Source organism: Gallalistipes aquisgranensis, from assembly GCF_014982715.1.
Taxonomy (GTDB): domain Bacteria; phylum Bacteroidota; class Bacteroidia; order Bacteroidales; family Rikenellaceae; genus Gallalistipes; species Gallalistipes aquisgranensis.
On record NZ_JADCJY010000001.1, the window covers coordinates 233,903 to 259,748 of the forward strand.

Genomic DNA, 25,846 nt, shown 5'->3' on the forward strand with positions numbered 1-25,846 from the left:
CGGATCGTTTCTTCCCTTTTGAGGCGGAGGTGCGGCGGAGGGAAAAAGTGCTGTCCGGACGATCTGATACCGTATCCCGTCCGATCTTGCCCGGTCGGTTCCGCGGATTTTCGTTTTATTTGTACCCGGAAAACTCCGAAACCTTAAAACTGTATACGATATGAAAAGAATTCTGTCTCTTTCGTCGGTCGCCGCGTTGCTGGCTGCCGTATTGCTATCTTCCTGCTGCGGTCCGGCCGTCAGGGAGGAGTCCGTTTCCTGTGCCGTTCCGCCCCGTGCCGAGGGGCAGACCGACGTGTTGGGCCTGCGCTGTCCTGCGCTGGATACCGTGCGGGTGGCCTTTATCGGATTGGGCAACAGGGGAAAGGAGGCCGTCAAGCGTTTCACCCATCTGGAGGGGGTGCGTGTAGTGGCCCTGTGCGATCTGGTGAAAGAGTATGTGGACCGGAGCCAGGCGACACTGGCGAAGGCGGGTTTGCCGGCCGCCGCCGGGTATTACGCTTCGGACGAGGATTGGAAGAAGGTGTGCGAGCGGCCGGATGTCGATCTGGTCTATATCTGCACCGACTGGAGCACCCATACCCCGATGGCGGTCTATGCCATGCGGCAGGGCAAGCACGTGGCCGTGGAGGTGCCGGCGGCCCTCACGGTGGAGGAGTGCTGGCAGCTGGTGGATGCCGCCGAGCAGACCCGCCGCCACTGCATGATGCTGGAGAACTGTTGTTACGATTTCTTCGAAATGACCACGCTGAACATGGCCCAGAAGGGTCTTTTCGGTGAGATCGTCCATGTGGAGGGTGCCTATATACACGATCTGCGCAACAACAATTTCAGTCCCGATTTCTACCATGACATGTGGCGCCTGAAATACAATGCGGCCCATACGGGCAATCCCTATCCCACTCACGGGCTGGGCCCCGTCTGCCAGATTCTGAACATCCACCGCGGCGACCGCATGGAATACCTGGTGTCGCTCTCCTCGGACCAGTTCGGCCTGAGCGAGGAGGCGGTCCGGCGTTTCGGTGCCGGCTCCCCGCAGGCGGAAGAGGAGTACCGGCTGGGCGACATGAATACCACGCTGATCCGTACGGCGCGCGGCAAGACGATCATGATCCAGCACGACGTCACTTCGCCCCGTCCGTACAGCCGTCTGCACACGGTGAGCGGCACGCGCGGGTTCGCCCAGAAGTATCCGGTGCAGGGGATCGCCCTGCCGCCCGACACCCATCGTTTCCTTCCGGCGGAACAGCTGCGCGATACGCTGGCCAAATACGAGCATCCGATCACCCGCGAGGTGGGGGAGCAGGCCCGGCGGGTGGGCGGCCACGGAGGCATGGACTTCATCATGGACTATCGGCTGGTCTACTGTCTGCGCAACGGTCTTCCGCTGGACCAGGACGTCTACGATGCGGCGGAATGGTCGGTGCTGGTGCCCCTCACGGAGGAGTCCGTGCGCCGGGGCGGGCAGCCCGTTCCGGTTCCCGACTTCACGCGCGGAGCCTGGGACAAACTGAAGGGGCTTAAACTGGCGGAATAGTTGCGGTTTCGGACAATTTGCGTATATTTGGAGTGTCCGGCGATGACCTCCGGGCCCGAAACGTATGGATAGACTGATGCAAATTGCCGGGCGGTTCGAGATACCCGCCCCGATCGTCCGCATCGCCCCGCTGGGCAGCGGACTGGTCAACGATACCTACCGCATGGAGACGGCGGACGACGGTCCCGACTACGTGCTGCAACGGATCAACCACCATGTGTTCCGCGATGTGGAGTTGTTGCAGCGGAACATCGAACATATCACTTCCCACATCCGCCGCAAGCTCGTCGAGGCGGGCGAGGCGGAGCCCGACCGGAAGGTGGTGAGGCTGATTCCCCTGCGGGACGGGGCCCTCTACCTGAAAGAGGGCGAGGACTATTGGCGGGTGATGGTGCTCGTGCCGCGTTCGCGGACCCATGAGTCGATCGACGATCCCCGGCTGGCTTACGATACGGGTGTGGCGTTCGGCCGTTTCCAGTCGATGCTTTCCGACCTGCCGGAAGGGGCGCTGGGCGCCACGATTCCCGATTTCCACAACATCGAATTCCGGTTGCGGACTTTCCGGGAGACGGTCCGGCGCGATCCTGCGGGACGCCTTGCCGACGTGAACTGGCTGGTGGACGAGCTGTTGTCGCGCAGCGGGCCGATGTGCCGGGCCGAAGAGCTGTACCGGCAGGGCGTGCTGCCCAAACGGGTGTCGCACTGCGATACGAAGATCAACAACGTGCTGTTCGACGAGGAGGACCGTCCGCTGTGTGTGATCGACCTCGATACGACGATGCCCGGCTTCGTGATCTCCGATTTCGGCGACTTCATCCGCACGGCGGCCAATACGGGAGCCGAGGACGATCCCGACCTGGACCGGGTCGGGGTGGACATGGAGATTTTCCGGGCTTTCTCCCGCGGGTACGTGGCCTCCACAGCCGATTTCCTCACCCCGGTCGAAAAGGAGCTGCTTCCCTTCGGGGCCAGGCTGCTGACCTACATGCAGACGGTCCGTTTCCTGACCGACTATCTGGACGGCGACCACTATTACAAGACCGCCTATCCCGAACATAACCGCCAGCGGTCGCTGGCCCAGTTCCGCCTGTTGCAGCGGATCGAGGAGCGCGAACCGGAGATGGCGGCCTTTATCGCTTCGCTCTGACGGACTGCGGGCGCCGCCTCTCCGGCGATCTTCCGGCAGGGGAGCGTCTATGCGTTGGAAACGGCGGACAACCTGCGACACGGAGCCGGCGGGGTGTCCGCCGTTTTTCGGGCGATCCCGGAGACAGGGGCGGTGTCCCGGTGCGTTCAGCGGGCGGACCCGTTGTCCGGGGCGGAGGTCCGGGCGGGAACCAGTTCGTAGATGTTTTTGCTCCGGACGGTGAACCGTGTCCAGTCGTTGAAATTGAAGTAGCGGATGACCCAGCGGGGATAGGGGCTCCACGTGATTTTGCGGAGCGGAAGGGAGCTGCTTCCGTCCAGTCCGGGGTCGGCGGAGAGGACGATCACCTGCGTCCCCTCTCCGGAGAGTTCGCGCGCCCGCTTTTCGAGCGGTTCGCCGGGCGGGGGACATTCCCAGCGCATGTTGTCGGGCATGTAGAAGGTGGCGATCGTCATTCTCGGCGTGCCGATATTCTGGAAGATCGAATAATATGTCCGTTCGCCGTAGGGAATCAGCACCGTCACGCGTTCTTTGCCGTCGCAGTATTTCCGCATCATCTTGAAAAAATAGATGTCGGGCGTGTCGATCGTCAGCGGGTAGGCCATGGCGCAGAAGTTGAGCACGGCCAGCAGGGCGACCGTATAACGCCACGGGCGGCTGTCGACGATCCGGCGCGGCAGGTTCCGGATCATCAGAACGATGAACCACGGGGAGAAGAAGAGGACCGGAAAGAAGAACCGGAGTTCCTTGTGCCCCAGGAAAAAGTGGACGAACAGGAACGGTACGAGCATCCAGGTAACCACATGCCGGGGGTGCCGGACGAAAAAGTAGAGCGTGGCGACCGCGGCCAGCAGGCCGAAAACGATGCCGCCTTCCAGAATCGGCGCCGTCAGGTAGTACCACCACGGTTCGCGGCCGAATTTGTCCATCTCTCCGTTCAGGATGTTCTCCCGCAGGTAGTTGACCGGGGTGCAGACCCACTCCCCGTAAAGCCAGTGGTCGGCCAGGGCCCCCACGCCCAGCATGACGATGAATCCCGCGGCGATGCCGGCGTAGAGTCTCCACCGCCGGTGGAAGAAGAGCAGCCAGAGACCGAAGCCTGCCAGGGCGAATCCTGTCTGGAATTTGACGATGAAGGCGAGGCCGGCAGCCAGTCCCAGGGCCACGCCCCGGAGAAACTCCTTCCGGTCGCAGTCGTCGCGGCGATACCGCAGGAAGAGACCCGCGAGCAGAAGCAGGGCGTTGCCGGAGAACATTTCGGCGGAGAAGTGTACGTGGAGATAGGCCATGAACCAAAGGAAGAGTCCGAGGATCAGGTACCATTTCCGCCAGGAGAGCGTGCCGAGCTCCCTGCGCACGGCTCCGAGGAAGAAGATCAGCACGGTGACGGAGAAGGCGCCGCTCAGCAACTGGAGGAGAAACACGTGGACGAAGGGCGAGTAGAGGTCCGCCGCATCGAGCATCGCTCCCGCGCAGTAGGCGATGAAAGGTTGCAGGCCGGGGCGCATCATGGCCGGGTACTCCCAGGCGAGATTCTCCGGGCCGGGTGTGCCGAACAGCTTCATGCGGGCATATTCCAGAATCTGGAAATGCTCGTCGGAATGATAGGTTCCCTGGCTCAGCAGGGCGTAGAGCAGCGTGAGGAGACAGCCTGCCAGCACGATCTGCCCGGTGGTTATTTTCCTGAGGAACTGACGCATGGATTTGCAATAGACTGCAAAAATAGGAAAACCCGGTTGAATACCGCATCTTCCGGCTGAAAAAAAGCCCCGATTCCCCGCCGGATGTCCGGTAGCCGGGACGACGGGGATGCCGTTCGGATACGGCAGAACGGATTCCGGTGCACCGTTCCGTTTCCGGGGCCGGGCTTCCTCCTGAGCATTTCCCTCTATTCCCGATAACTTTCCGCGAAAAGTGTTTTTGTGCGGAAAAATTGTTTAATTTTGTCATCCGTAACGTGCAATTTCCTAATTCAAACGAAATAGAACGAAATGAATAACCCGATTAAGTTTACCACGGCCGAGGAGGCCGTGAAGGTGATCAAGTCCGGCGACCACATTCACCTGAGTTCGGTGGCCAGCGCTCCCCAGTGTCTGATCAAGGCCATGTGCGAGCGGGGTGCCCGCAAGGAGTTCGAGCATGTCCACATCCACCACCTCCACACCGAGGGGCCCGCTCCCTATGCGGCTCCCGAGTTCGAGGGGATTTTCCAGCTCGACTCGTTCTTCGTGGGCGGCAACGTGCGCAAGGTGACCCAGAGCGGCTATGCCGACTACATTCCCGTCTTCCTGAGCGAGACGCAGAAGCTCTACCGCAGCGGCGTGCTGCCCTGTAATGTGGCCATGATCCAGGTATGCCCGCCCGACAAACACGGTTACGTGTCGCTGGGTACGTCGGTCGATGCCACGCTGGCCGCCGTGGAGTGCGCCGACACCGTGATCGCCGTGGTGAACCGGCATGTTCCCCGCTCGTTCGGCGATGCTTTCCTGCACCTTTCGCAGATCGACCTGTTCGTGGAGGACGATACGCCGCTGGAGGAGGCCCATTTCTCCGTGCCCAACGAGGTGGAGACGGCGATCGGCAAATACTGCGCCGAGCTGATCGAGGACGGAGCCTGCCTCCAGATGGGGATCGGGGCGATTCCCAACGCCGTGCTGGCCCAGTTGGGCAACCACAAGAACCTGGGTATCCATACCGAAATGTTCGCCGACGGCGTGCTGCCGCTGGTGGAGAGCGGCGTGATAAACGGCGCCAACAAGGCGATCGACAAGGGTAAGATGGTCTCGACGTTCCTGATGGGTTCGCAGAAGGTGTACGACTTCATCGACAACAATCCCGGCGTGGCCATGATGGATGTGGGATACACGAACGATCCCTTCATCATCGCCAAAAACCCGAAGGTGACGGCCATCAACTCGGCCCTGCAGGTGGACCTGACGGGCCAGATCTGCGCCGATTCGCTGGGTACGAAGTTCTATTCGGGCGTGGGCGGACAGATCGACTTCATGTACGGGGCTTCGCGCTCCGAGGGAGGCAAGGCCATCCTGGCCATGCCTTCGGTGACGAACAAGGGCATGAGCAAGATCGCCAATACGCTGACCGAAGGTGCCGGCGTGGTGACCACCCGCGCCCACATGCACTGGTTCGTGACGGAGTACGGTGCCGTGGACCTCTACGGCAAGAGCATGCAGGAGCGCGCCCGTCTGATTATCAGCGTAGCGCATCCCGATCACCGCGAGGAACTCGACCGGGCCGCTTTCGAGCGTTACGGATCGCATCACGCCTATATCAAGATGACCTGCAAATAGCGGCCGGCCGGGCGTCCCCCGGCAGACAGGGATAAAAAACGCAGCGGAACCTGGTTCCGCTGCGTTTTTATATGGATGTATTCGGGGGGTTATACCCGCCGCATCCGAGGCAGGCGGGTGCGGCGTCTCCAAAGCAGGAATCCTGTGACGGGCAGGCTGGCGCAGACCAGTGAAGCGGCGAAGGCGAGCAGCTTCGTGTAGATCGACCCGATGCGTCCGGTGTGCAGGTCGTAATTCATGCGCAGGAGCTTTTCCCGGCCGGAGGCCTCCGGAAACGGGCGGTTCTCGGGCCGGGAGACCGGCAATTCCCGTAGCGTATGCCGGTCGAAATAGCGGAATTCTCTGCGGAAACGGGTTTCGGCTCCTTCCACGGTGCCGTCTGCTCCGGGGTTGACGATGGCCCATATCGGGGCGTTGCCGGAAGCAGGGACGAGCAGGGAGAGAGCCAGTTCCCTGCCGCGGGGGGAACTGGCGAAGAGCATGGCCGCGACCGAATCCTGCGGCTGGAAGGGTGCGTCCGTCTGCCGGAACCAGGTGCCGGGAACCGCGCTTTCTGGCTGCGGGGTGCGGCCCGGGGAGTGGAAGGTGCCGGGTGCCGGACCTCCGAGTCCGGGGAAGGCGATCAGCAGGCCGGAGAGTGCGAGGAGGAGTGCGAAGGGGAGAAGGTAGAAACCGGGTACGTTGTGCAGGTCGTAGACCCGTTTGGCTGCGGAAGTTCCCCGGCGGATGAGCAGCCGGCCGCGCAGGGTCTGGAGACCGGGCCGGTGGGGAAACCACAAGACGAGCCCCGTGAGCAGGACCGGCACGAAGAGGAAGACGGCGACCCCGACGATGGTTTTCCCGGTTTTGCCCAGCCACAGCGTCCGGTGGCCCGATTTGACGATCCGGAAAAAGTCCCGGCTTTGGTCGGTCGTTTTCAGCACCTCTCCCGTGCAGGGGTTCAGGTAGACGTTGTACAGGGAGCCCCGGCCGAAGAGGATGACTGCGGCCGACAGTCCCGTACCCCGGTAGTCTACCCGGGCCTGCCATGCGGAGTCCGGCGCTGCGATGCTTTGCCGGGCGATCCGTTCCAATACGGACGGAGGCAGAAAAGCGGAATCCCGGGTCTCCGCGAATTGGCAGGACCCGAGACTCCGGATTTCATCCTCGAAGACCAGAAGCGCCCCCGTCAGCGATACGACGACGATGACGGGCGAGACGAGCAGTCCGATCCACCGATGCAGATTGCGGCATATCTTCCGGAACATCCGTCAGAATTTGTAGACGATGTTGCAGATGAAGTGGCGGGGTTTCTGGGGGCTTCCGATGTAACTCCAGTATTTTTCGTCGGTCAGGTTACCCACCTTGACGCCGATCCGGTATTTGTTCTTTTCATAGAACACGGTGGACGACAGTACGAAATATGCCGGGAGGACGAACGTGTTGGTGTCGTTCAGATAGGAGTCGCTCGCGTAGTTGCCGCCCAGGCCTACGCCGAAACCTTTCATGATGCCGACCGGAATCCGGTAGCTGACCCAGAAGTTGGCCATGTGGACAGGGGTGCCCAGAGGCCGCTTCCCTTCTACGTTGGCGTTGGCCCGGGTGTATTCGCTGTCGTTGTACCCGTACCCGCAGAGAAGGTTCAGTCCGCTGAGGGGATTGGCTACGATTTCGGCTTCGAATCCCTTGCTGCTGCGCTCCCCGTCCTGGATGCTGAAACCCAGGTGTTCGGTGTCCTGGCGCAGGACGTTGTTCACGTTGATATCGTAATAGCTGAGGGTGGCCGTGAGACGGTTGTCGAACGCTTCGAGTTTTACGCCCCCTTCCCACTGGCGTGCCCGCTGCGGTTTGAATACTTTGCCGTAATAGTCGGCCCCGTTCTGGTTGGAGAAGCCGTCGGTATAGTTGGCGAACAGGGAGAGATGTTCCTTCCAGGGCTGATAGACCAGTCCGAATTTGGGCGACCACGACGATTGGTCGTAGGCATCCGAAGTCATCTTTCCGTTCATGTAGACGCCTTTGCTCTTGTAGTAGTCGTAGCGCACGCTGGCCATGGCGAAAAGCCGGTCGGTGACGTCGAGTACGTCCGATGCGTAGATGCCCAGGTTGTGTTCTTCGTTGCGCTGCTGGGTGTAGCCCCCGTTGTCGGCGATGATCTGGTCGAGTTCGGATATCTGAATGTCGCTGAACGGTTGCTGGTTGATGTTGACCACGTCGTACGGCAGGGCGGAAGTGTAGCGCAGGTCGGCTTTGAAATAGGTGTAGTTGATGCCTGTCACGATCCGGTTACGCATCCGTCCGATCTTGAAATCGCCCGTGAAATTCTGTTGCAGGGAGGTCATGATCTGCCGCTGCGGTTTCTGGGCCATCACCCCGCGCATGACGGTCGAGTCGGTCTGCCATACGGTGTAAAGGCGGTAGGCATCATAGTATTCGGTCATGGCATACGAATAGTTGGTGGTGGATTTCCACTGTTCCGAGATTTTGTAGTCGGCCTGGGCGAAGAAGTTGCTCGTGCCGAGTTTGCTGTCGAGGTCGCTGCCCGAGAGCGATGTCCGGTAATCCAGCGGCAGGTCTTTCATGTTGTCGAACGTCACGCCCGAGGCGCTGTACGAGAAGTTGGCGGGCAGGAATCGGGTCGTACGGTAGATTTCGGCATCGAAAAGCAGGCTGAGGCGTTCGTTCACCCGGAGGGAAAGCGAGGGGGCGATCAGAAAATTGCGCTGGTAGCCGATGTCCTGGAAGCTGTTTTCGGTGTGGTAGGCCGCATTGATGCGGGCCAGGGCGGTGCGGTCGTCGTTCAGGGGCGTATTGAGGTCGACCGTGAAACGTCCGAGTCCCCAGCTGCCGGCGGAAAAGCCCGCTTCGCCGAAGAAATGGTCCTGCGGACGTTTGGTGACTCGGTTCATCACGCCGCCGAAGGTGACCAGACTGGCATTGCTGTTGCCGAACAGCGTGCCTGCGGGCCCTTTGATCGCCTCGACACTCTCGATGTTGGCCGGGTCGATGGCGATCATCGTGTAGGAGGCCATGCCGTTGCGCAGGCCGTTGAACGTCCGGAAACCGCGCAGCATCGACTGGTTGCTGGAGTTGTTGGACGAGGACACGTTGCCTCCGGTGATGTTCTGGAGGATGTCGTTGTAGTCCACTACCAGCTGTTCCTGGGTGAGCTGCCTGGGAATGACGTTATAGACTTGTGCGTTTTCCATGTTTTTCAGCGGCATCCGGGCCACGGTTTCGGTCTCCTTCTTCGAGAAGCGGTTGAATCCGCCGTGCACCACGACCTGGTCGATCGACACTTCGGAAGGTTTGAGCCTGATCTCTTTCAGCGAAACGGTCCCGCCCGGCTTGACCGTCACCTCCATGTTCCGGGGGACATATCCCAGATAAAAGACTTTCAGCATGTGTCTTCCGGCCGGCAGCGAGAGGGAGAAACCGCCGGAACGGTCCGTGTCATCTCCCGTGTTCAGGGCCTCCACCAGTACGGAGGCCCCGACCAGGGGTTCTCCGCTTTGGGACAGTACCCGTCCGGTGATGCGTCCCCCGTTTTGGGCGACTTCCGCCGCGCAGGTTTCCTGCCGGCAGGTGATGACGGCGGCAAACGCCGTCAGCAACAAAATCAAACGTCTCATGGTTCTCTTCATTATTTGAATTCGGGGGGCAAAGATAGGACGGGCCGCCGGGGGAGGCAATCACTAAAAATGATTAAATCGGCGGGTGGAATATACCTAATCGGCGGGATCGTACGGGGCTCGGACGGGCGGTTCCGGTCGTTTTCCGACTTTCGGAACATTTAAGTATGCCTATCGGCTATTCTGAGGTTCCGATTTTCGGTAGTTTTGTTCCGAACCCGTTAAAAATAAGGAGGTCGTCATGAAAATGGTCGTGCATGAAGAGTATGCTTTTCTCGAAGATTTCATACGGGAACTACCCTTGCGGTTCGAAAACGAGGGCGTCACGCTTCACAACGGCAGGAATTGTGTGAAGACCTTTCTGGTGGACGGGGTGCGGATCGTGGTCAAACGGTTCCGGCGTCCGAACCTTTTCAACCGCTGTGTCTATGCGTGGTTCCGCAAGAGCAAGGCGGAACGGGCGTACGGCAATGCGCTGGAACTGCGCGGGCTGGGGATACGGACGCCTGATCCGGCGGGGTATCTGGAACTGTACTCGCGGGGGCTGCTCACGACCTGTTACCTGGTGACATCCTTTACGGACTACACTCCGTTGAAACAGCTCGAGTTCGAAGCGTTGGACAGCCAACTGCATATTTTCGAAGATTTCGTCCGCTTTACGGTCATGCTGCATGAAAAAGGGGTGTGTCATGACGATTACAACCTGAGCAACGTGCTCTATAAACAGAAGGCGGACGGGAGTGTCGATTTCATGCTGATCGACATCAACCGCATGCGGTTCGGGCGAATGAGCCGCCGGGCCTGCATGGCCAATGTCCGGCGGTTGTGCGAGGACACCCGTCTCACCTACGAACTCTCCGTGCGTTACGCCGCCCTGCGGGGATGGAATGCGAGCAGATGTCTGGCGGGCGTGGCTTTTTTCAGGGCGATGTTCGAACGCAAGGCCGACCGCAAGCGCCGGCTGAAGGAGTGGGCCAGGGGAATGGCGGAGAATTAGGCTCTCTCCGTCATTTTCGTATCCCGGCGGCCCGGCCGTTCCGGGTGCGAAGAATTTATCTTTCACTTCGTTAGGTGGGGAACGAAATAATTTTTATATTTGCTGCGTTGGGTTTCCGGAAAGTTTGCAACCGGGTGGCGGAATGTTTCGTCTATCTTTGTCCCGGTAAGAATATTGACGGTATGACACGCGGTTTTATGTTTCGGATAAGACGGAATAGAGCGATTCGAACGGTATTGATGCTCTGCATGGTCATGCAGGGTGTGATGCTCTTTCCCCATCATCACCATCCGGAGAGCAGCGGGGTGTGCATGAACCTGCTGCACTGCACCGAGGCACATGCCGACTGCCGGGACCACGAGGGGCGCAGCTGCGGGTCTCACAGCCATGACGCCGCCGGAGACGGTTGCGGTTTCAGCGACCTGGTCTTCTCCCAGCCTCAGCGGGAGGACCTCTCCCCCGAGGCGTGGGATGCGGCCTGTCTGCCGGACGCAGGGCCGGCGGTGACGGTGTCTGCGGTGGGGAGTATGTCCAAAACCGGTGCGTCCGACATGGCGGCCGGGACGGTGTATGAGCGTCCGGACATGACGCCTCTCCATATTCTTTATATCACGCAGGCTTCCCTGCTGCGTGCTCCCACGCTTTTCGCATAGATGGGCCGGTTCCCCGTTCAGGGTGCGGCGGCTTCCGGTCTCTATGGCCGGGGCGTATTCCGTTTATGTCGAAACCAGTAAAAACGAAATCATGAATAGAACAGTTTGGTGCCTGATGCTCGGCGGCGCCCTGATGACAGGGTGCGGCGGTCAGGCCGATCAGAATAAAGCTGCTTCGGAACAGGCGGCGGAAAAAAACCATGTCCATTCGGAACACGAGGGGGAGGAGCACGACGGTCACGACCACGAGGCCGAAGGCCACGACCATGAAGCCGAACTGGCCGCCGAGGCCGCCCATGCCGACGAGATCGTTTTCCCGAAGGCGCAGGCCGAGCGGGCCGGTCTGAAGGTGGAGAGGGTGGAACCCGGTGTCTTCTGCGAGGTGATCCGCACCAGCGGCCAGGTGCTGGCCGCGCAGGGCGACGAGGTGTCGCTGTCGGCTCCCGTGTCGGGGATCGTCTCCTTTGCCGGGCCGCGTCTGACCGAGGGGGCGCAGGTGGTGCACGGAGCCCGTCTCTTCTACATATCTTCCCGGAAAATCGCCACGGGAGACATCAATGCCCGTACGAAAGCGGCTTACGACAAGGCCCGGGCCGATTACGAACGGGCGAAGGAGCTGTTGGCCGACCGTATCGTGTCGCAGCGCGAATACGACCAGACGAAACTGGCTTACGAACAGGCCCTGGCCGAGTACGAGGCCATCGCTTCGATCCGTTCCGAACGGGGAACGGTGGTGGCGGCTCCGATTCCGGGGTTCCTCACCTCCCTGTCGGTGAAGGAGGGCGACTATGTGGAGATGGGCGCCCCGCTGGCTACCGTGTCGAAGAACCGCCGTCTGATGCTCCGGGCCGAAGTCTCCCAGAAATATTACGACCGGCTGAAAAGCGTGCGGAGCGCCAATTTCAAAGCCCCTTACGAAGAGCGGGTCTGGTCCCTGAAGGATATGAACGGACGCCTCGTCTCCGTGGGCAAGGCATCGCCGTCCGGTTCCTACCTGATTCCCGTCACCTTCGAGTTCGATAACCGGGGCGGTGTGGTGCCGGGTTCCTTCGTGGAGGTGTGGCTCACCGGAGCTCCGCAGAGCGGAGTGATTTCGGTGCCGCTCTCCGCCGTCACCGAACAGCAGGGCGTCTATTACGTGTATGTGCGGCTCGACGAGGAGGGTTACCAGCGCCGCGAGGTGAAGCTCGGCCCCGGCGACGGGGAGCGGGTGCGGATTCTCTCGGGGCTTGCGCCCGGCGAGGAGGTGGTGACCGAGGGAGCGGTCCATGTGCGTATGGCTTCGGCCTCCGCGTCCATTCCGGGACATACCCATAACCACTAACGGGGAGGGTGCGTATGCTGAACAAAATCATACAGTTTTCACTGCACAACCGCCTGTTTGTAGTGATCGTCTCCTCCCTGCTGGCCGCAGTGGGGCTTTATACGGCCATGCGCATGGAGGTGGACGTGTTTCCCGATCTGAATGCGCCCACGGTGGTCGTGATGACCGAAGCCAGCGGCATGGCAGCCGAAGAGGTGGAACGTCTGGTGACTTTCCCTGTGGAGACGGCCGTCAACGGCGCCACGGGCGTGCGGCGTGTCCGCTCCTCTTCCGCGACCGGATTTTCGGTGGTGTGGGTCGAGTTCGACTGGAACACAGACATCTATATCGCCCGCCAGATCGTGACCGAAAAGCTGGCCGCACTCTCCGGCACGCTTCCCCCGGGCGTGGGAACCCCCGTGCTGGGGCCCCAGTCCTCCATTCTGGGCGAACTGATGATCGTGGGTCTCACCTCGGACAGCACGTCGCTGCGGGACCTGCGAACGCTGGCCGACTGGACGATCCGCCCCCGACTGCTCTCCATGTCGGGTGTGGCACAGGTTTCGGTGATCGGCGGCGAGGTCAAGGAGTACCAGATACTGATGTCGCCCCGGAAGATGAAACAGTTCGGGGTGAGTGTCGAAGAGCTGACCGCCTCCGTGCAGGAGATGACCCAGAACACGGCGGGCGGTGTGCTGTACGAATACGGCAACGAATATATCGTACGCGGGGTGACCTCCACGACCGATCCGGCCGAGATCGGCAAGGCCGTGGTGAAACTTTCGGCCGAAGGGCTTCCCGTGCTGGTGGAGGATGTGGCCGAGGTGCGCATCGGAGATAAGGCGCCCAAACTGGGCGTGGCCTCCTACCGCGGAACGCCGGCCGTGCTCATCACCGTTACCAAACAGCCGCAGACCAACACGATCGAACTTACGGAACGGCTCGACGCTGCGCTGGCCGAATTGCAGGCTTCCCTCCCGGCGGACGTGCACGTGGCGACCGACATATTCCGTCAGTCGCGCTTTATCGACAGTTCGATCGACAACATTCAGAAATCGCTTCTGGAGGGGGCGCTCTTCGTGATCGTGGTGCTCTTCTTCTTCCTGATGAACACGCGTGTGACGGTCATTTCGCTGGTGGCCCTGCCGTTGTCGCTGCTGGTGTCCGTGTTGGTGCTCAAGGTGCTGGGTTTCACGATCAATACGATGAGTCTCGGCGGTATGGCCATCGCCATCGGTTCTCTGGTGGACGACGCCATCATCGACGTGGAGAACGTCTTCAAACGGTTGCGGGAGAATCGCCGCAAGCCGAAGGAGGAGCGGGAGAATCCGCTGCATGTGGTGTTCGAGGCATCGAAGGAGATCCGCACCTCGATCGTCAATGCGACGATCATCACGATCGTCGCATTCGTGCCCCTCTTTTTCCTGAGCGGTATGGAGGGACGGATGCTCCGTCCGCTGGGCGTGTCGTTCATCGTGTCGCTGTTCGCCTCGATGGTGGTGGCCGTCACGCTGACTCCCGTCATGTGCAGTTACCTGCTCACGGGCGACAGGGTGTTGAAAAAGGCGGAGAAGGAGCCTTTCGTCGCCGCTTTCCTCAAGCGGGTCTATCGCAGGGCGCTGGAGTGGGTCATGGGTCGCAAGCGGGCGCTGCTGGGCGTGACGCTGGCCCTGTTCGCGGGGGCGCTTGCGGTTTTCTTTACGCTGGGACGCAGTTTCCTGCCCCCCTTCAATGAAGGTTCGCTTACGATCAATGCGAGCGTCCTGCCGGGCGTGTCGCTCGAGGAGTCGGACCGCATCGGCGGTGAAGTGGAGAAAATCCTGCTCGAAGTTCCCGAGATCAGAACCGTGGCCCGCAAGACGGGCCGAGCCGAACTGGACGAGCACGCGCTCGGAGTGAACGTCTCCGAGATCGAGGCTCCCTTCGAACTGGACGGCCGTTCGCGCGAGGAGTTCATGGCCGACGTACGGGCCCGGCTGGGTGCGTTGAAGGGGGTGAACATCGAGATCGGACAGCCCATTTCGCACCGTATCGACGCCATGCTCTCGGGGACGAAGGCCAATATCGCCATCAAACTGTTCGGCACCGATCTGAACCGTATGTTCACGTTGGGCAACCGGATCAGGGAGGCCATCGCCACGGTTCCCGGCATCGCCGATCTGAACGTGGAGCAGCAGATCGAACGTTCGCAGCTTCAGATCAAACCCCGCCGCGAACTGCTGGCCCGTTACGGGATCACGATACCGCAGTTCTCCGAATTCGTGAACGTGGCGCTGGCGGGCAAGGTGATTTCGCAGGTCTACGACCAGGGAAGTTCGTTCGACCTGACCGTGCGGGCCGACGACGGGAGCCGTTCCTCGATGGAGGAGATTGGCAACCTGCTGATCGACGCGGGCGGTACGAAGGTGCCTCTCGGCTATGTGGCCGAGATCGTCTCCACGGCCGGGCCCGATGCCGTGAACCGGGAGAACGTGAAGCGCAAGATCGTCGTGTCGGCCAACGTGACCGGGGGCGATCTGGGCGGTGCGGTCGCCGAAATCGAGAAGCGTATCCGGGAACAGGTCGAGCTGCCCGAGGGTTATTACGTGGAGTATGGCGGACAGTTCGAGAGCCAGCAATCCGCTTCGCGGGTGCTTTCGTTCGCCTCGCTGGTGGCCCTGTTGGTGATCTTCCTGATGCTGTTTCAGGAGTTCAAGCAGGTGAAACTGGCCGGAATGGTGATGATCAACCTGCCGCTGGCCCTGATCGGCGGCGTTGCGGCGATCTGGATGACTTCCGGCGTGGTGAGCATTCCGGCCATTATCGGTTTCATTTCGCTGCTGGGCATCGCCGTGCGCAACGGCATCCTGCTCGTCTCCCATTACAATCATTTGCGCTCCGGGGGATGTCCCCTCTACGAGAGTGTGATACAGGGGTCGCTCGACCGGTTGAACCCGATCCTGATGACCTCCCTGTCGTCGGCGCTGGCGCTGATTCCGCTGGCACTGGGCGGCGATGTCTCCGGCAACGAGATTCAGAGCCCCATGGCGAAGGTGATTCTGGGCGGTCTGGTCAGCTCCACGTTTCTGAACGGGTTCGTGGTGCCGGTGGTCTATCTGATGTTGAACCGTAAAAACGAAAACGTATGCGAACGATCGTAACGACCGTTGCGGCCCTGCTCGTAGTGTCGGGGGCCTTCGCGCAGAACGGGGTGGAGCGTGTGCTCCGCTCCGTGGAGGAGAACAGCGTGACGCTCCGGGCCCGCAGGGAGCTGACCGGGGCGCAGGTGCTGGAAGCCCGGTCGTCGAACAATCTGGGCAATCCGACTGTCTCCTACGACCAGTTGTGGGGTACGCCTTCCGAGGTGGGCCGCAGCGGAGAGATCAATGTGGCCCAGCCGTTCGATTTCCCCACGGTGTATGCCAACCGTTCCAAAATGAACCGGTTGCTGGAGAGGCAGTACGGCCATGAATACGCCGTGTTCCGCCGGCAGGTGCTTCTGCAGGCCCAGGAGGCGTGCATCGCCATCGTCGCCCAGCGGCGGCTGAAGGCGCTGGCGGACGAGAAGGTGAAGAATGCCGAGCGTCTGGCGGCCCTCTATGCCGTCAGGTCCGAGACGGGCGATGCGAACATATTGGAACAGAACAAGGTGAATCTGGAACTGGTGGCTGCCCGCAATGCGGCGCGTCTGGTTGATATGGACCTGGCCGCCCTGGAGTCCCAGCTGGTGAATCTGAACGGAGGCGTGTCCGTCGATTTCCCCGATACGGAATATCCGCCCCTGTCCCTGCTTCAGCCGCTGGATTCCATGCTGGTGTTCTATCGGGAAAACGATCCCCAGCTGCTGGCTTTCCGCACGGGTGTGGAGGCGGCCGAGCAGGACGTGAAACTGTCGAAGGCGCAGTCGCTGCCTTCGTTCGAGGTAGGGTATCGGAGAGAGTTCGCGGCGGGGGAGCATTCCGACGGCTTTACGGTGGGTATGAGCGTGCCCCTGTTCGAGAGCCGGGGTCGGGTGAAACGGGCCAGGGCACAGGCGCAGTTCGCCCGCACGCAGCTCGAAAGCGGCCGGATCGACGTGGAGACCACCCTCCGGCAGCTCTACGACAAGGCCGCCCAACTGGAACATTCGCTCCGCGAATACGGAAACGCGCTGGCTCCGGACCGTAATCTGGAACTGCTGGACAAGGCGCTCCGGGTGGGACAGGTCTCGGTCGTGGACTATTTCACCGAACTGTCCACCGTGTACCAGGTCCGCGAGGCGCTGATTACGACCGAACGGGATTACCGTGTGGTACGTGCCCGCATCGAGATGATCGGATTGTAGGTGTGCGGCGGCGAGCCGCAGGCAGGGGGCATCCCGCTTTTCGTGTACGCGCACGAAAGGCGGGATGTCCGGTTTTGTATTCGGCAACTTTTTCGTACCTTTGTCCCATCATCAATACGGAAAATTATGGCATACAATCTTTTGAAAGGAAAGAAAGGACTGATCTTCGGGGCGCTCAACGAGCAATCCATCGCATGGAAAGTGGCTCAGCGGGCCGTCGAGGAGGGGGCCGAGATCGTGCTGACCAACACGGCCGTTTCGATCCGCATGGGTACCGTGGGACAACTGGCCGAGCAGTGCGGCACGATCGTCGTTCCGGCCGATGCGACCTCCGTGTCCGACCTGGAGAATCTGATCGACCGGACGATGGAGCATTTCGGCGGCAAGTTCGATTTCATCCTCCACTCGATCGGCATGTCGCCCAATGTCCGCAAGGGGCGCACGTACGACGATCTGGACTACGATTTCCTGACCAAAACCCTCGATATTTCGGCGATTTCGTTCCACAAGGTCATCCAGGTGGCCCGCAAGAAAGACGCCCTGAACGACTGGGGGTCGATCGTGGCGCTCTCCTATATCGCCGCCCAGCGTACGCTCTACGGCTACAACGACATGGCCGACGCCAAGGCCCTGCTGGAGAGCATCGCCCGCAGCTTCGGGTATATCTACGGACGGGAGAAGAAAATCCGCATCAATACCGTGTCGCAGTCGCCCACGCCCACCACGGCGGGCAACGGCGTGCTCGGACTGGGCGATCTGATGGACTTCGCCGAGCGGATGTCGCCGCTGGGCAATGCCACGGCCGACGACTGCGCGGGATACGTCATCACGCTCTTCTCCGACCTGACGCGCAAGGTCACCATGCAGAACCTGTTCCACGACGGAGGGTTCTCGAGCATGGGCATGAGCCGCCGGGCCATGCACACCTACGAAAAGGGTCTCGCCTTCCAGGACGTTCATCAGAACCAGTATCCTTTCGGGAAGGAATAACGCTCTCCGGCCGGCCGGTATCCGGCATGTCCGTTCCTACGGTTTCTCCCCCGCTGCGAGTGTGTGCAGCGGGGGTTTTTTTGTTCCTGCGACAGAATATTGCCCGGTTGTCCGGCCGCTTTGGGACGGTTTCGGAAAGGGCCGGGGGGCGTACGGATTTCGCTTTCCGGAATTGCCCGGCCCTTTTCCGTTTCCTCTCATTCTGAAAGGACCGCTTTATCAGAATGGAAGGATACGGAGTCCGTAGTCTTTTTTTTCATGGTGCTGTCTGTCAGTTCGTTGTCCGTTCCCGGTGCGGGTTGGTCCGGCCTTTGACGTTCGGTCGGATACGAAATTGCCGGAACGAAGCCTGTCCTTCCCTCCGGGTGGAGATACGGGGGAGTTCCGCATCGGAAACAGCGAATGAAAATCGAAAAGATGAAAGTATTGAAATTCGGCGGGACCTCGGTAGGTTCCGTCGAAAGAATCAAGCACGTCGCCCGGCTGATTTGCAGCGAAGAACCCAAGGTGGTCGTGCTTTCGGCCATGTCCGGGACGACGAACGCGCTGGCGGCGATCGCCGGGCAGCTCTCCGGTAACGATGTCGCCGGAGAGCTGGCCTCCGTCGCAGAACTCGAAGGGCGGTATGCGGATGTCTCCGACCGTCTTTACCGGTCGGAGGGAAGCCGGGCCAAGGCGAAAGCGCATATATCCGAATCTTTCGCCCTGTTGCGGCGGATCGCCGGCGAGCCGTTCACCTCCACCGCGGAGAAAGTGGTGCTGGCCCAGGGCGAACTGATCGTTACGCGGCTGATGCATCTCTACCTGAAGGAAGAGGGGGTGAACGCCGCCTTGCTGCCGGCCACCGATTTCATGCGGACGGACCGGTACGGGGAACCGGACATGCGTTTTATCCGGCGCAACGTGCGCAAGGCGCTGAACGAATATCCCTTTACCCGTCTGTTCATTACACAGGGGTATATCTGCCGAAATGCTGCGGGGGAGATCGACAACCTGAGAAGGGGAGGCAGCGATTACAGCGCCTCGTTGATCGGTGCCGCACTGGGCGCCTCCGAAATCCAGATATGGACCGACATCGACGGGCTGCACAACAACGATCCGCGCGTGGTGCACCGGACGACACCCGTCCGCAGGCTCACTTTCGACGAGGCGTCCAAACTGGCCCATTTCGGGGCGAAGATTCTGCATCCCACCTGCATCCTGCCCGCCAAACAGAAGAACATTCCCGTGCGGCTGCTCAACACGATGGACCCGGAAGCGCCCGGTACGCTCATTTCCGATACGGCCGACACGGGACGGATCAAGGCCGTGGCCGCCAAGGACGACGTGACCTATGTCAAGATACGTTCTACCTACAAGGTGCCGTCCTACCGTTTCCTGAACAAGGTGTTCGGTATCTTCGACCGCCTGCACACCCCGATCGACCTGATGGTCACCTCCGATGTGGAGATTTCCCTCTCCGTGGACAGCCGGGAGCGGCTTCCGCAGATCGTCGAGGCGCTGAGCCCCTATGCCGACGTGACGGTGGAGGACGACATGGTGATCGTCTGCGTGGTCGGCGACCTGAAATGGTACAACGTGGGGTTCGAAACCCGTATCATCGGGGCTCTGAAAGACATTCCCGTGCGGATGATCTCCTACGGCGACAACTGCGACCTGTCGCTGGTCATGCACCGGGACAATAAGAAGCAGGCTCTCGAAGCGCTCAACAACTGCGTTTTCCACTGATTCTGTCCATATATTGCCTGTTGTCCGTCCGCCTGCCGGACCTCTTTCCTGAGCGTCTCCGGCCGGAGAGCGGAGCAGGGACCTCCGGGTGGAACGAAATCCGTTTCTTTCGGGGAAACGGGGGCGGGGGGAAGGTCCGCGCACGTCGGTCCGGATGCGGAATCGCCCGTCTCTGTTTTTCTACAAGGTACGGATCACCTCGCAGAGCAGTTTCCAGAATTTGTCCACCGTGGCGATCTCCAGCCGTTCGTCGGGCGAGTGTACCCCGCGCAGGGTGGGACCGAAGGAGACCATTTCCAGATCGGGGTATTTTTCCAGAAACAGCCCGCACTCCAGTCCGGCGTGGATGGCCCGTATCCTGGGTTCCGTGCCGAACAGCGACGCATAGGCCGTCCGTGTCGTCTCCAGCAGACGGGAATCGGGGTCGGGGGTCCAGCCCGGGTAACCGTCCGAATGGCTGACCTCCGCTCCGGCGAGCCGGTAGACCGCTTCCACGGAGGCTGCCGCCGCCCGTTTGGCGCTCTCGGACGAGGAGCGCTGCGAGGAGGTGACCGTGATCGTACGGTCGGGTCCGAATTTCACCGAAGCGAGGTTCGTAGAGGTCTCCACGAGCCCCGGTACGGCATGGCTCATGGCCAGTACGCCGTTGGGTACGCCCAGCAGCGATCCGAGCAGTCCGTCCCGTGTGGCGGCGTCGAGCACCGTGTCGGTGGGCGGCATTTCGGCGATGGAGAACGTGATGCCGGGATCGGTCAGGCGGAACTCTTCGGCGATGTCGCGCGTGAACCGTTCGTAAATCTCGAACAGCCGCCGAACACCCTTGACGGGAACGCCGAACAATGCGTAGGCCTCTCTCGGAATAGCGTTGCGGAGGTTGCCTCCGTCGAAATAGCCGAGGCAGAGGTCCGTCTCCCGGCCGATCTGTCCGAGCAGCCGGGCCATCAGCTTGTTCGAATTGGCCAGCCCGTCGTTGATGTTGTCGCCCGAATGGCCGCCCTTCAGCCCGGCGATGTCCACCCGGAAGAAGACCGTTCCCCGGGGCGGTTCCTGGGGGGTGTAGCGGAAGGTGGCGACCGTGTCGATCCCTCCGGCGCATCCGATGAAGAGTTCTCCCTCGTCTTCAGAGTCGAGATTGATCAGGTACTGCCCGGAGAGCATCTCTTCGCCCAGATTGAAGGCTCCGGTCAGTCCCGTCTCCTCGTCCACGGTGAAAAGGGCCTCCAGCGGACCGTGTTCCAGCTTTTCGTCGGTCAGTGCGGCCAGAGCCGCCGCCATGCCGATACCGCAGTCGGCCCCGAGCGTGGTGCCGGTCGCTTTGACCCATCCGTCTTCGATGCGGGGGACGATGGGGTCGTTTTCGAAGTCGAATACGACGTCCGAGTTCTTCTCGCAGACCATATCCATGTGGCTTTGCAGCACCACGGCGGGGCGGTCTTCCCGTCCGGGAGTGGCGGGTTTCCGGATGACCACGTTGCCTGCGTCGTCCTTTTTGCAGTCGAACCCGTGTTTCCCTGCGAAATCCGTGAGATAGCGGATGATCTTGCCCTCCTTTTTCGAGGGTCTGGGCACCCGGGTGATCTCTTCGAAAATCTCCCACACCGGGCGCGGTTCCAATCGGTCGAGTATAGCCATGATTTCGTGTAGTTTGCTTGTAAAGATAGTGAATTTTGCGTATATTTATCCCTGACGACACCGATACCTGGCCTTATGATGAAGAAATTTCCCCTCTGTCGCAGGGCATTTCTGCCCGTAGCGTTTCTTTTGTCGATTGCGGGCAGTGCCGCTGCCCAGACCCGGGTGATCCGTACCACAACGGGAAAGGAGTATGTCTGCCGGGTGCTCAGTGCCGATTCCGAAAAACTGATGGTGAGGATGGAGGGCCGGAGGGCGCTCCGCTATTTCGGACGGGACAGCATACGGAGCATACGCTCCCTTCCCCGGGAGGAGAAGGAGGGCCGCTACGATATGCTGACTTTGGTGCTGGAGGGAGGATACAGCTATCGGGGGCGTATTTTCGCCTCCACGGGCGACTGTTCCCTGAACGGCGTGCAGTATGCGGGAGAAGGGATGCCGTGGCACGACATGACCGACGGGTTTATCGTCGGCGGGACCGTATCGGGTTTCGTCTCCGAATCCTGGGGGGTGGGCGTCGCGGCAAATTACCGGGGCCTGCAGGAGTGGGATTTTCGCAGTTTCTATATCGGTCCCGCCGTGACATACAGGCTTTTCGACGGCAGATACCGCAATGCATGGATGTTCGACCTGGGGGCGGGTTACCTGCGTTCGCGTATGGACTTCGGAAGCGGCGAGACGTGGCGGACGGCCTCGTTCGCCGGGCAGGCCGGGGCGGCTTACCTGTGGCGGCTGACCGGCGGCGTAGGGTTGCAGCTGCGTGTGTCGCTGCTGGCGTCGGCTGCGAAACGGTTCGATGCGGAGCAGAATGTCTCCGGCGGACAGGCGGGCGAGCGGAGGGTGAGAATGTCGCCGGCTATGGCCCTGCACTCCGTGAACCTGACCGTCGGGCTGGTTTTCGGCCGGTGACCGGGCGCCTTCCGGGGCGGGACCGGGAGGACAATGGCCGGCAGGGTTCTGTATGTCGGCTATATTTCGTATATTTATCCCCTGTTAATTATCGGATAACGGAAATGGAGGATTTTCGGATCGGGCACGGTTTCGACGTGCATGTGCTCCGCGAGGGGCTGCCGCTGGTGATCGGCGGGGTGCGGATTCCGCACGAAAAGGGATTCGTGGCGCATTCGGACGGCGACGTGCTGGTGCACGCCCTCTGCGATGCGTTGCTGGGCGCCGTGGCGCTGGGCGATATCGGGCTTCATTTTCCCGACACGTCGGAGGAGTTCCGGGGCATCGACAGTCTCGTGCTGCTGCGCCGCACGGTGGAATTGCTTCGGGAGAAGGGATACAGGGTGGCCAACGTCGACGCGACGATCGTGATGCAGCGGCCCCGGCTGAGGCCCCATATCGACGAAATGCGCCGCATCCTAGCCCGGACGATGGGCGTGGAGTGCGACGCGGTTTCGGTAAAGGCGACGACTTCCGAACGGCTGGGATACGAGGGGCGCGAAGAGGGCGTTTCCGCCTATGCCGTGGCCCTCGTATGCCGTTGTCACTCTTTCGACAGGGGCTGTATGTAACCCACGTAGCGGATCGTGTTGCTCAGCGTGAGCAGGTTCAGAACGGTCTGTCCCGTCAGCGTGTAGACCATCATGTTGACCGTGTAGTTCCGGTCCGCATGGATCATGTTGAAGGAGACGTTCCATCCGTACTGCACCTGGGAAATCTGGTAGTTCTGCCATTCGGACGTGTCGAAGTTGAGGATTTCGATGTACTCCGCCATATTGCCCCGGATCATGGGCATGTGGACCTCCACGTGGTCGGAGAAGATACCCACGAAATAGAGTTCGTTGTAGATCAGCTGGGTCCAGCCTCCGGGCAGCTCCTGCATGCTGTTGGGCAGGAAGCGGAAGTTGTGTGACCGGACCAGCGAGTCGAGCCGTGCGGCGAAACGTTCCGCCTTGAGCCTGCGCCGTTCGGTGCGGGTCAGCCTGTCCGCATCCTTGTCGGGAACGGACTGCACTTCGGGCGGAATTGTGCGGGGCAGGGCTACGGGCGTGCTTGGGGGCTCGGCGGCCGGAGCGGGGGGAGCCTGTGCCGGCCGTGCGGAGGCCGGGGGGTCCGTACGGGCCGGTGCCGCCGCGGATACGGCGGTATTCTGCCGTATGATTCCGGGGGACATCCCTTCCGTCGGGGAAAGCCCGTCGGAGGCTGTCCCGGCCGGAGCGTCGGCATATTCCGCCACGGCCGGTTCTCCGGAATAGTCCGGCGGCGAATCGGCCGTCTGTTGTTGCGCCTGCAGGGCCGCACAGCCGCAGAGAAGGAGAATCGGGAGAAACGACATTCCTTTCATCGCCTAATAGTTGCCCATGATGGTGCCGTTGTAGGTCACCGTGTTGTAAAGGTCGGACGAGAGGTTGAGTACCGCTTCGCCGGTGGCTCCGTAGATGTTGAGGGTGAAGGTGTAGTTGTTCGCGCTGAAGAGGCTCGAATTGAAGGTGATCGTCCAGCCTTCGTTCGTCTGCTTGGCGATGTAGTTGTCGGGATTGGTGATCGTGTAGTTGAGTACCGTGATGAAATAGGGCGGGGTGATGCCTTTGATGTAGGGCAGGTAGATGTCCACGAAATCTTCGTACACGCCCAGCTGGAAGTTGGGGTTGTAGATCATCCTGGTCATGCCGGCCGGCTGGCGCGTGAAACTGCTGGGCAGGAACCGGTAACTGTGGGTGAGCACGATCGAGTCGATGTGCTTCTTGAATTCGGCCGTCTTGATCTCGCGTTCCTGGACGCGGGCCTGGTGGCGCAGTTCGGAAGCGTGTTTGCGGAGTTCTTCGGGGGAAAGCTGGGCTACCGCCGCGTAGCTGCACATGGCAGCCAGACATAATAAAAGATATCTCATAGTCGTAAAAGTTTACGCTATGAGATATCAAATTTCCTGCCCAAACTTCGGGCTATAAGCTCTTTAGCCTTTTCGTGGCATAGATCGGGCCCTCTAAGGAACCCGACTGCCTCCCGGCCGCCGCTGCGGGCCTCTCCGGACCCGTTCCGCAGCCGGGGGGAGAGACCGTTAGTCGATCGGGGAGAAAACCTCCTTGCCCTCCTGGCAGATGGGGCATACCCAGTCGTCCGGAAGGTCTTCGAAAGCCGTACCCGGGTCGATGCCGTTTTCGGGATCGCCCACTTCGGGGTCATAGATGTAGCCGCAGACTTCGCATTTGTACTTTTTCATAATCCTGTGTTTTTGTGTGATTGAATGATAATTGTATGACGGGTATTAATAGATGCCTGTGTAGGTCTGGGGTGTGAGACGGTGCAGTTCCTCCTTTACGCTCGGTTTCACGTCCAGCTGGTCGATGAATTGGCCGATGTCCTCTTTGGTCACGGGCTTGTTGGTGCGTGTCAGGGCCTTGAGTGCTTCGTAGGGGGCCGGATACTGCTCCCTGCGGAGGATCGTCTGGATGCCTTCGGCCACCACCGCCCAGTTGCGGTCGAGGTCCTGGCTGATCGCTTCGGTGTTGATGATGAGCTTGCCCAGGCCCTTGAGGATCGACTTGAGGGCGATCAGCGTGTGGGCCGCGGGTACCCCGATGTTGCGCAGGGTGGTCGAGTCGGTCAGGTCGCGCTGCATCCGCGAGACAGGCAGTTTGGCCGACAAATGCTGGAAGATGGCGTTCGCCATGCCGAGGTTGCCCTCGGCGTTCTCGAAGTCGATCGGGTTCACCTTGTGCGGCATGGCCGAAGAGCCCACTTCGCCCGCCTTGATTTTCTGCTTGAAATACTCCATGGAGATATAGGTCCACATGTCGCGGCAGAAGTCGATGAGAATGGTGTTGATCCGCTTGAACCCGTCGAAGATGGCGGCCATGTTGTCGTAATGTTCGATCTGGGTGGTCGTCTGCGAGCGGTCCAGGTGAAGGATGTCGTTGACGAACCGGTTGGCGAAGGCTACCCAGTCGATTTCGGGATAGGCGGCCATGTGGGCGTTGAAGTTCCCCGTGGCGCCTCCGAACTTGGCCGGGGCGGGGATGCGGCGCAGCAGGGCCATCTGTTTTTCGAGCCGTTCGACGAAGACCCGTATCTCCTTGCCCAGCTTGGTGGGCGAGGCGGGCTGGCCGTGGGTGTGGGCCAGCAGGGGAATGTTCTCCCATTCGGTGGCCAGCGACGACAGCTTGGCCACAAGTTCTTCCAGCTGGGGATAGTAGACCCGGTGGGTGGCGTCCTTGAGGCTCAGAGGAATGGCCGTGTTATTGATGTCCTGCGAGGTGAGGCCGAAATGGACGAACTCCTTGACGCCGGAGAGTTCCAGAGTATCCATTTTCTCCTTGATGAAATATTCCACGGCCTTGACGTCGTGGTTGGTGGTCTTTTCGATCTCCTTGACCCGCAGGGCCTCTTCGACGGTGAAGTCGCGGTAGATGTCGCGCAGCTTCTCGAACAGGGACGGATCGACTCCTTCGAGCTGGGGCAGGGGGATGTCGCACAGGGCGATGAAGTATTCGATCTCGACCAGCACCCGGTAGCGGATCAGGGCGAATTCGGAAAAATAGTTGTCCAGCGGTTCCGCGCTGGCCCTGTAACGGCCGTCTACGGGGGATATGGCAGTGATTTTGCTCAGTTCCATGAGTTTTTTCTTTTGTTGCGGAATACAATAAATTGTTAGGTTCGAATGACAAAGATACAATATTATATTGTACGAA

20 protein-coding genes are annotated in these 25,846 nt (G+C 60.7%); 12 read left to right on the forward strand and 8 right to left on the reverse strand.

The annotated features are described in order from the left end of the window. Positions 1 to 160 precede the first annotated feature (160 nt). Positions 161 to 1,537, forward strand: coding sequence for a Gfo/Idh/MocA family protein (locus tag INF32_RS00810; protein ID WP_226386517.1), 1,377 nt, complete (start codon positions 161 to 163; stop codon positions 1,535 to 1,537). Positions 1,538 to 1,601: 64 nt separating this feature from the next. Then, positions 1,602 to 2,684, forward strand: a complete 1,083-nt coding sequence (locus INF32_RS00815; RefSeq protein WP_226386518.1) for a phosphotransferase enzyme family protein — start codon at positions 1,602 to 1,604, stop codon at positions 2,682 to 2,684. A gap of 146 nt (positions 2,685 to 2,830) precedes the next feature. Here INF32_RS00815 and INF32_RS00820 read toward each other — a convergent pair whose 3' ends face one another. Continuing rightward, positions 2,831 to 4,384 carry a glycosyltransferase family protein gene (locus INF32_RS00820; RefSeq protein ID WP_226386519.1) on the reverse strand — a complete coding sequence of 518 codons (1,554 nt, stop codon included), beginning with the start codon at positions 4,382 to 4,384 and terminating at the stop codon, positions 2,831 to 2,833. A 291-nt stretch (positions 4,385 to 4,675) separates the two neighbouring features. Between INF32_RS00820 and INF32_RS00825 the strand changes: the two genes are divergently transcribed. Then, on the forward strand, positions 4,676 to 5,992 hold the full coding sequence (locus INF32_RS00825) for an acetyl-CoA hydrolase/transferase family protein (protein WP_226386520.1): 1,317 nt from the start codon (positions 4,676 to 4,678) through the stop codon (positions 5,990 to 5,992). An 89-nt stretch (positions 5,993 to 6,081) separates the two neighbouring features. Here the strand turns inward: INF32_RS00825 and INF32_RS00830 are convergent, their stop codons facing one another. Both INF32_RS00830 and INF32_RS00835 read right to left on the reverse strand, forming a co-directional pair. Next, entirely contained in the window at positions 6,082 to 7,239 is a 1,158-nt protein-coding gene (locus tag INF32_RS00830) for a PepSY-associated TM helix domain-containing protein (protein ID WP_226386521.1), read from the reverse strand. Positions 7,240 to 7,242: 3 nt separating this feature from the next. Continuing rightward, positions 7,243 to 9,603: a TonB-dependent receptor gene (locus tag INF32_RS00835; RefSeq protein ID WP_226386522.1), complete on the reverse strand. Its 2,361-nt coding sequence runs from the start codon at positions 9,601 to 9,603 to the stop codon at positions 7,243 to 7,245. A gap of 241 nt (positions 9,604 to 9,844) precedes the next feature. Here INF32_RS00835 and INF32_RS00840 point away from each other — a divergent pair, with 241 nt between their 5' ends. The 7 genes from INF32_RS00840 to INF32_RS00870 all read left to right on the forward strand — a co-directional run bounded on the left by INF32_RS00840 (position 9,845) and on the right by INF32_RS00870 (position 19,577). After that, positions 9,845 to 10,600: a lipopolysaccharide kinase InaA family protein gene (locus tag INF32_RS00840; protein WP_226386523.1), complete on the forward strand. Its 756-nt coding sequence runs from the start codon at positions 9,845 to 9,847 to the stop codon at positions 10,598 to 10,600. A gap of 239 nt (positions 10,601 to 10,839) precedes the next feature. Beyond that, positions 10,840 to 11,253 (forward strand): hypothetical protein, encoded by a 414-nt coding sequence (locus INF32_RS00845; protein WP_226386524.1) that lies wholly within the window; start codon positions 10,840 to 10,842, stop codon positions 11,251 to 11,253. 91 nt (positions 11,254 to 11,344) lie between these two features. Further along, the gene (locus INF32_RS00850) at positions 11,345 to 12,577 is read left to right on the forward strand and encodes an efflux RND transporter periplasmic adaptor subunit (RefSeq protein ID WP_226386525.1); all 1,233 of its coding nucleotides are present in this window, start codon (positions 11,345 to 11,347) and stop codon (positions 12,575 to 12,577) included. Between the two features lie 14 nt (positions 12,578 to 12,591). Then, positions 12,592 to 15,696 (forward strand): efflux RND transporter permease subunit, encoded by a 3,105-nt coding sequence (locus tag INF32_RS00855; RefSeq protein WP_226386526.1) that lies wholly within the window; start codon positions 12,592 to 12,594, stop codon positions 15,694 to 15,696. Further along, on the forward strand, positions 15,681 to 16,859 hold the full coding sequence (locus INF32_RS00860; protein WP_226386527.1) for a TolC family protein: 1,179 nt from the start codon (positions 15,681 to 15,683) through the stop codon (positions 16,857 to 16,859). Before INF32_RS00855 ends, INF32_RS00860 begins: the two co-directional genes overlap by 16 nt. Before the next feature lie 126 nt (positions 16,860 to 16,985). After that, positions 16,986 to 17,849 carry an enoyl-ACP reductase FabI gene (locus INF32_RS00865; RefSeq protein ID WP_226386528.1) on the forward strand — a complete coding sequence of 288 codons (864 nt, stop codon included), beginning with the start codon at positions 16,986 to 16,988 and terminating at the stop codon, positions 17,847 to 17,849. Positions 17,850 to 18,266: 417 nt separating this feature from the next. Then, positions 18,267 to 19,577, forward strand: a complete 1,311-nt coding sequence (locus tag INF32_RS00870; protein ID WP_226386529.1) for an aspartate kinase — start codon at positions 18,267 to 18,269, stop codon at positions 19,575 to 19,577. Positions 19,578 to 19,757: 180 nt separating this feature from the next. Here the strand turns inward: INF32_RS00870 and INF32_RS00875 are convergent, their stop codons facing one another. Continuing rightward, on the reverse strand, positions 19,758 to 21,209 hold the full coding sequence (locus tag INF32_RS00875) for an aminoacyl-histidine dipeptidase (protein ID WP_226386530.1): 1,452 nt from the start codon (positions 21,207 to 21,209) through the stop codon (positions 19,758 to 19,760). Positions 21,210 to 21,284: 75 nt separating this feature from the next. Here INF32_RS00875 and INF32_RS00880 point away from each other — a divergent pair, with 75 nt between their 5' ends. Further along, on the forward strand, positions 21,285 to 22,118 hold the full coding sequence (locus INF32_RS00880) for a hypothetical protein (RefSeq protein WP_226386531.1): 834 nt from the start codon (positions 21,285 to 21,287) through the stop codon (positions 22,116 to 22,118). 104 nt (positions 22,119 to 22,222) lie between these two features. Continuing rightward, complete coding sequence (gene ispF / locus INF32_RS00885; RefSeq protein WP_226386532.1) at positions 22,223 to 22,729, forward strand: 2-C-methyl-D-erythritol 2,4-cyclodiphosphate synthase; 507 nt, start codon at positions 22,223 to 22,225, stop codon at positions 22,727 to 22,729. Here ispF and INF32_RS00890 read toward each other — a convergent pair. The 4 genes from INF32_RS00890 to purB all read right to left on the reverse strand — a co-directional run bounded on the left by INF32_RS00890 (position 22,702) and on the right by purB (position 25,770). Next, positions 22,702 to 23,502, reverse strand: coding sequence for a DUF4251 domain-containing protein (locus INF32_RS00890; RefSeq protein ID WP_226386533.1), 801 nt, complete (start codon positions 23,500 to 23,502; stop codon positions 22,702 to 22,704). The genes ispF and INF32_RS00890 overlap by 28 nt on opposite strands. Positions 23,503 to 23,505: 3 nt before the next feature. Continuing rightward, positions 23,506 to 24,048: a DUF4251 domain-containing protein gene (locus INF32_RS00895; protein WP_226386534.1), complete on the reverse strand. Its 543-nt coding sequence runs from the start codon at positions 24,046 to 24,048 to the stop codon at positions 23,506 to 23,508. 168 nt (positions 24,049 to 24,216) lie between these two features. Continuing rightward, positions 24,217 to 24,378, reverse strand: coding sequence for a rubredoxin (rd, locus tag INF32_RS00900; RefSeq protein ID WP_226386535.1), 162 nt, complete (start codon positions 24,376 to 24,378; stop codon positions 24,217 to 24,219). Positions 24,379 to 24,423: 45 nt separating this feature from the next. After that, positions 24,424 to 25,770, reverse strand: a complete 1,347-nt coding sequence (gene purB, locus INF32_RS00905; RefSeq protein ID WP_226386536.1) for an adenylosuccinate lyase — start codon at positions 25,768 to 25,770, stop codon at positions 24,424 to 24,426. Positions 25,771 to 25,846: the final 76 nt, after the last annotated feature.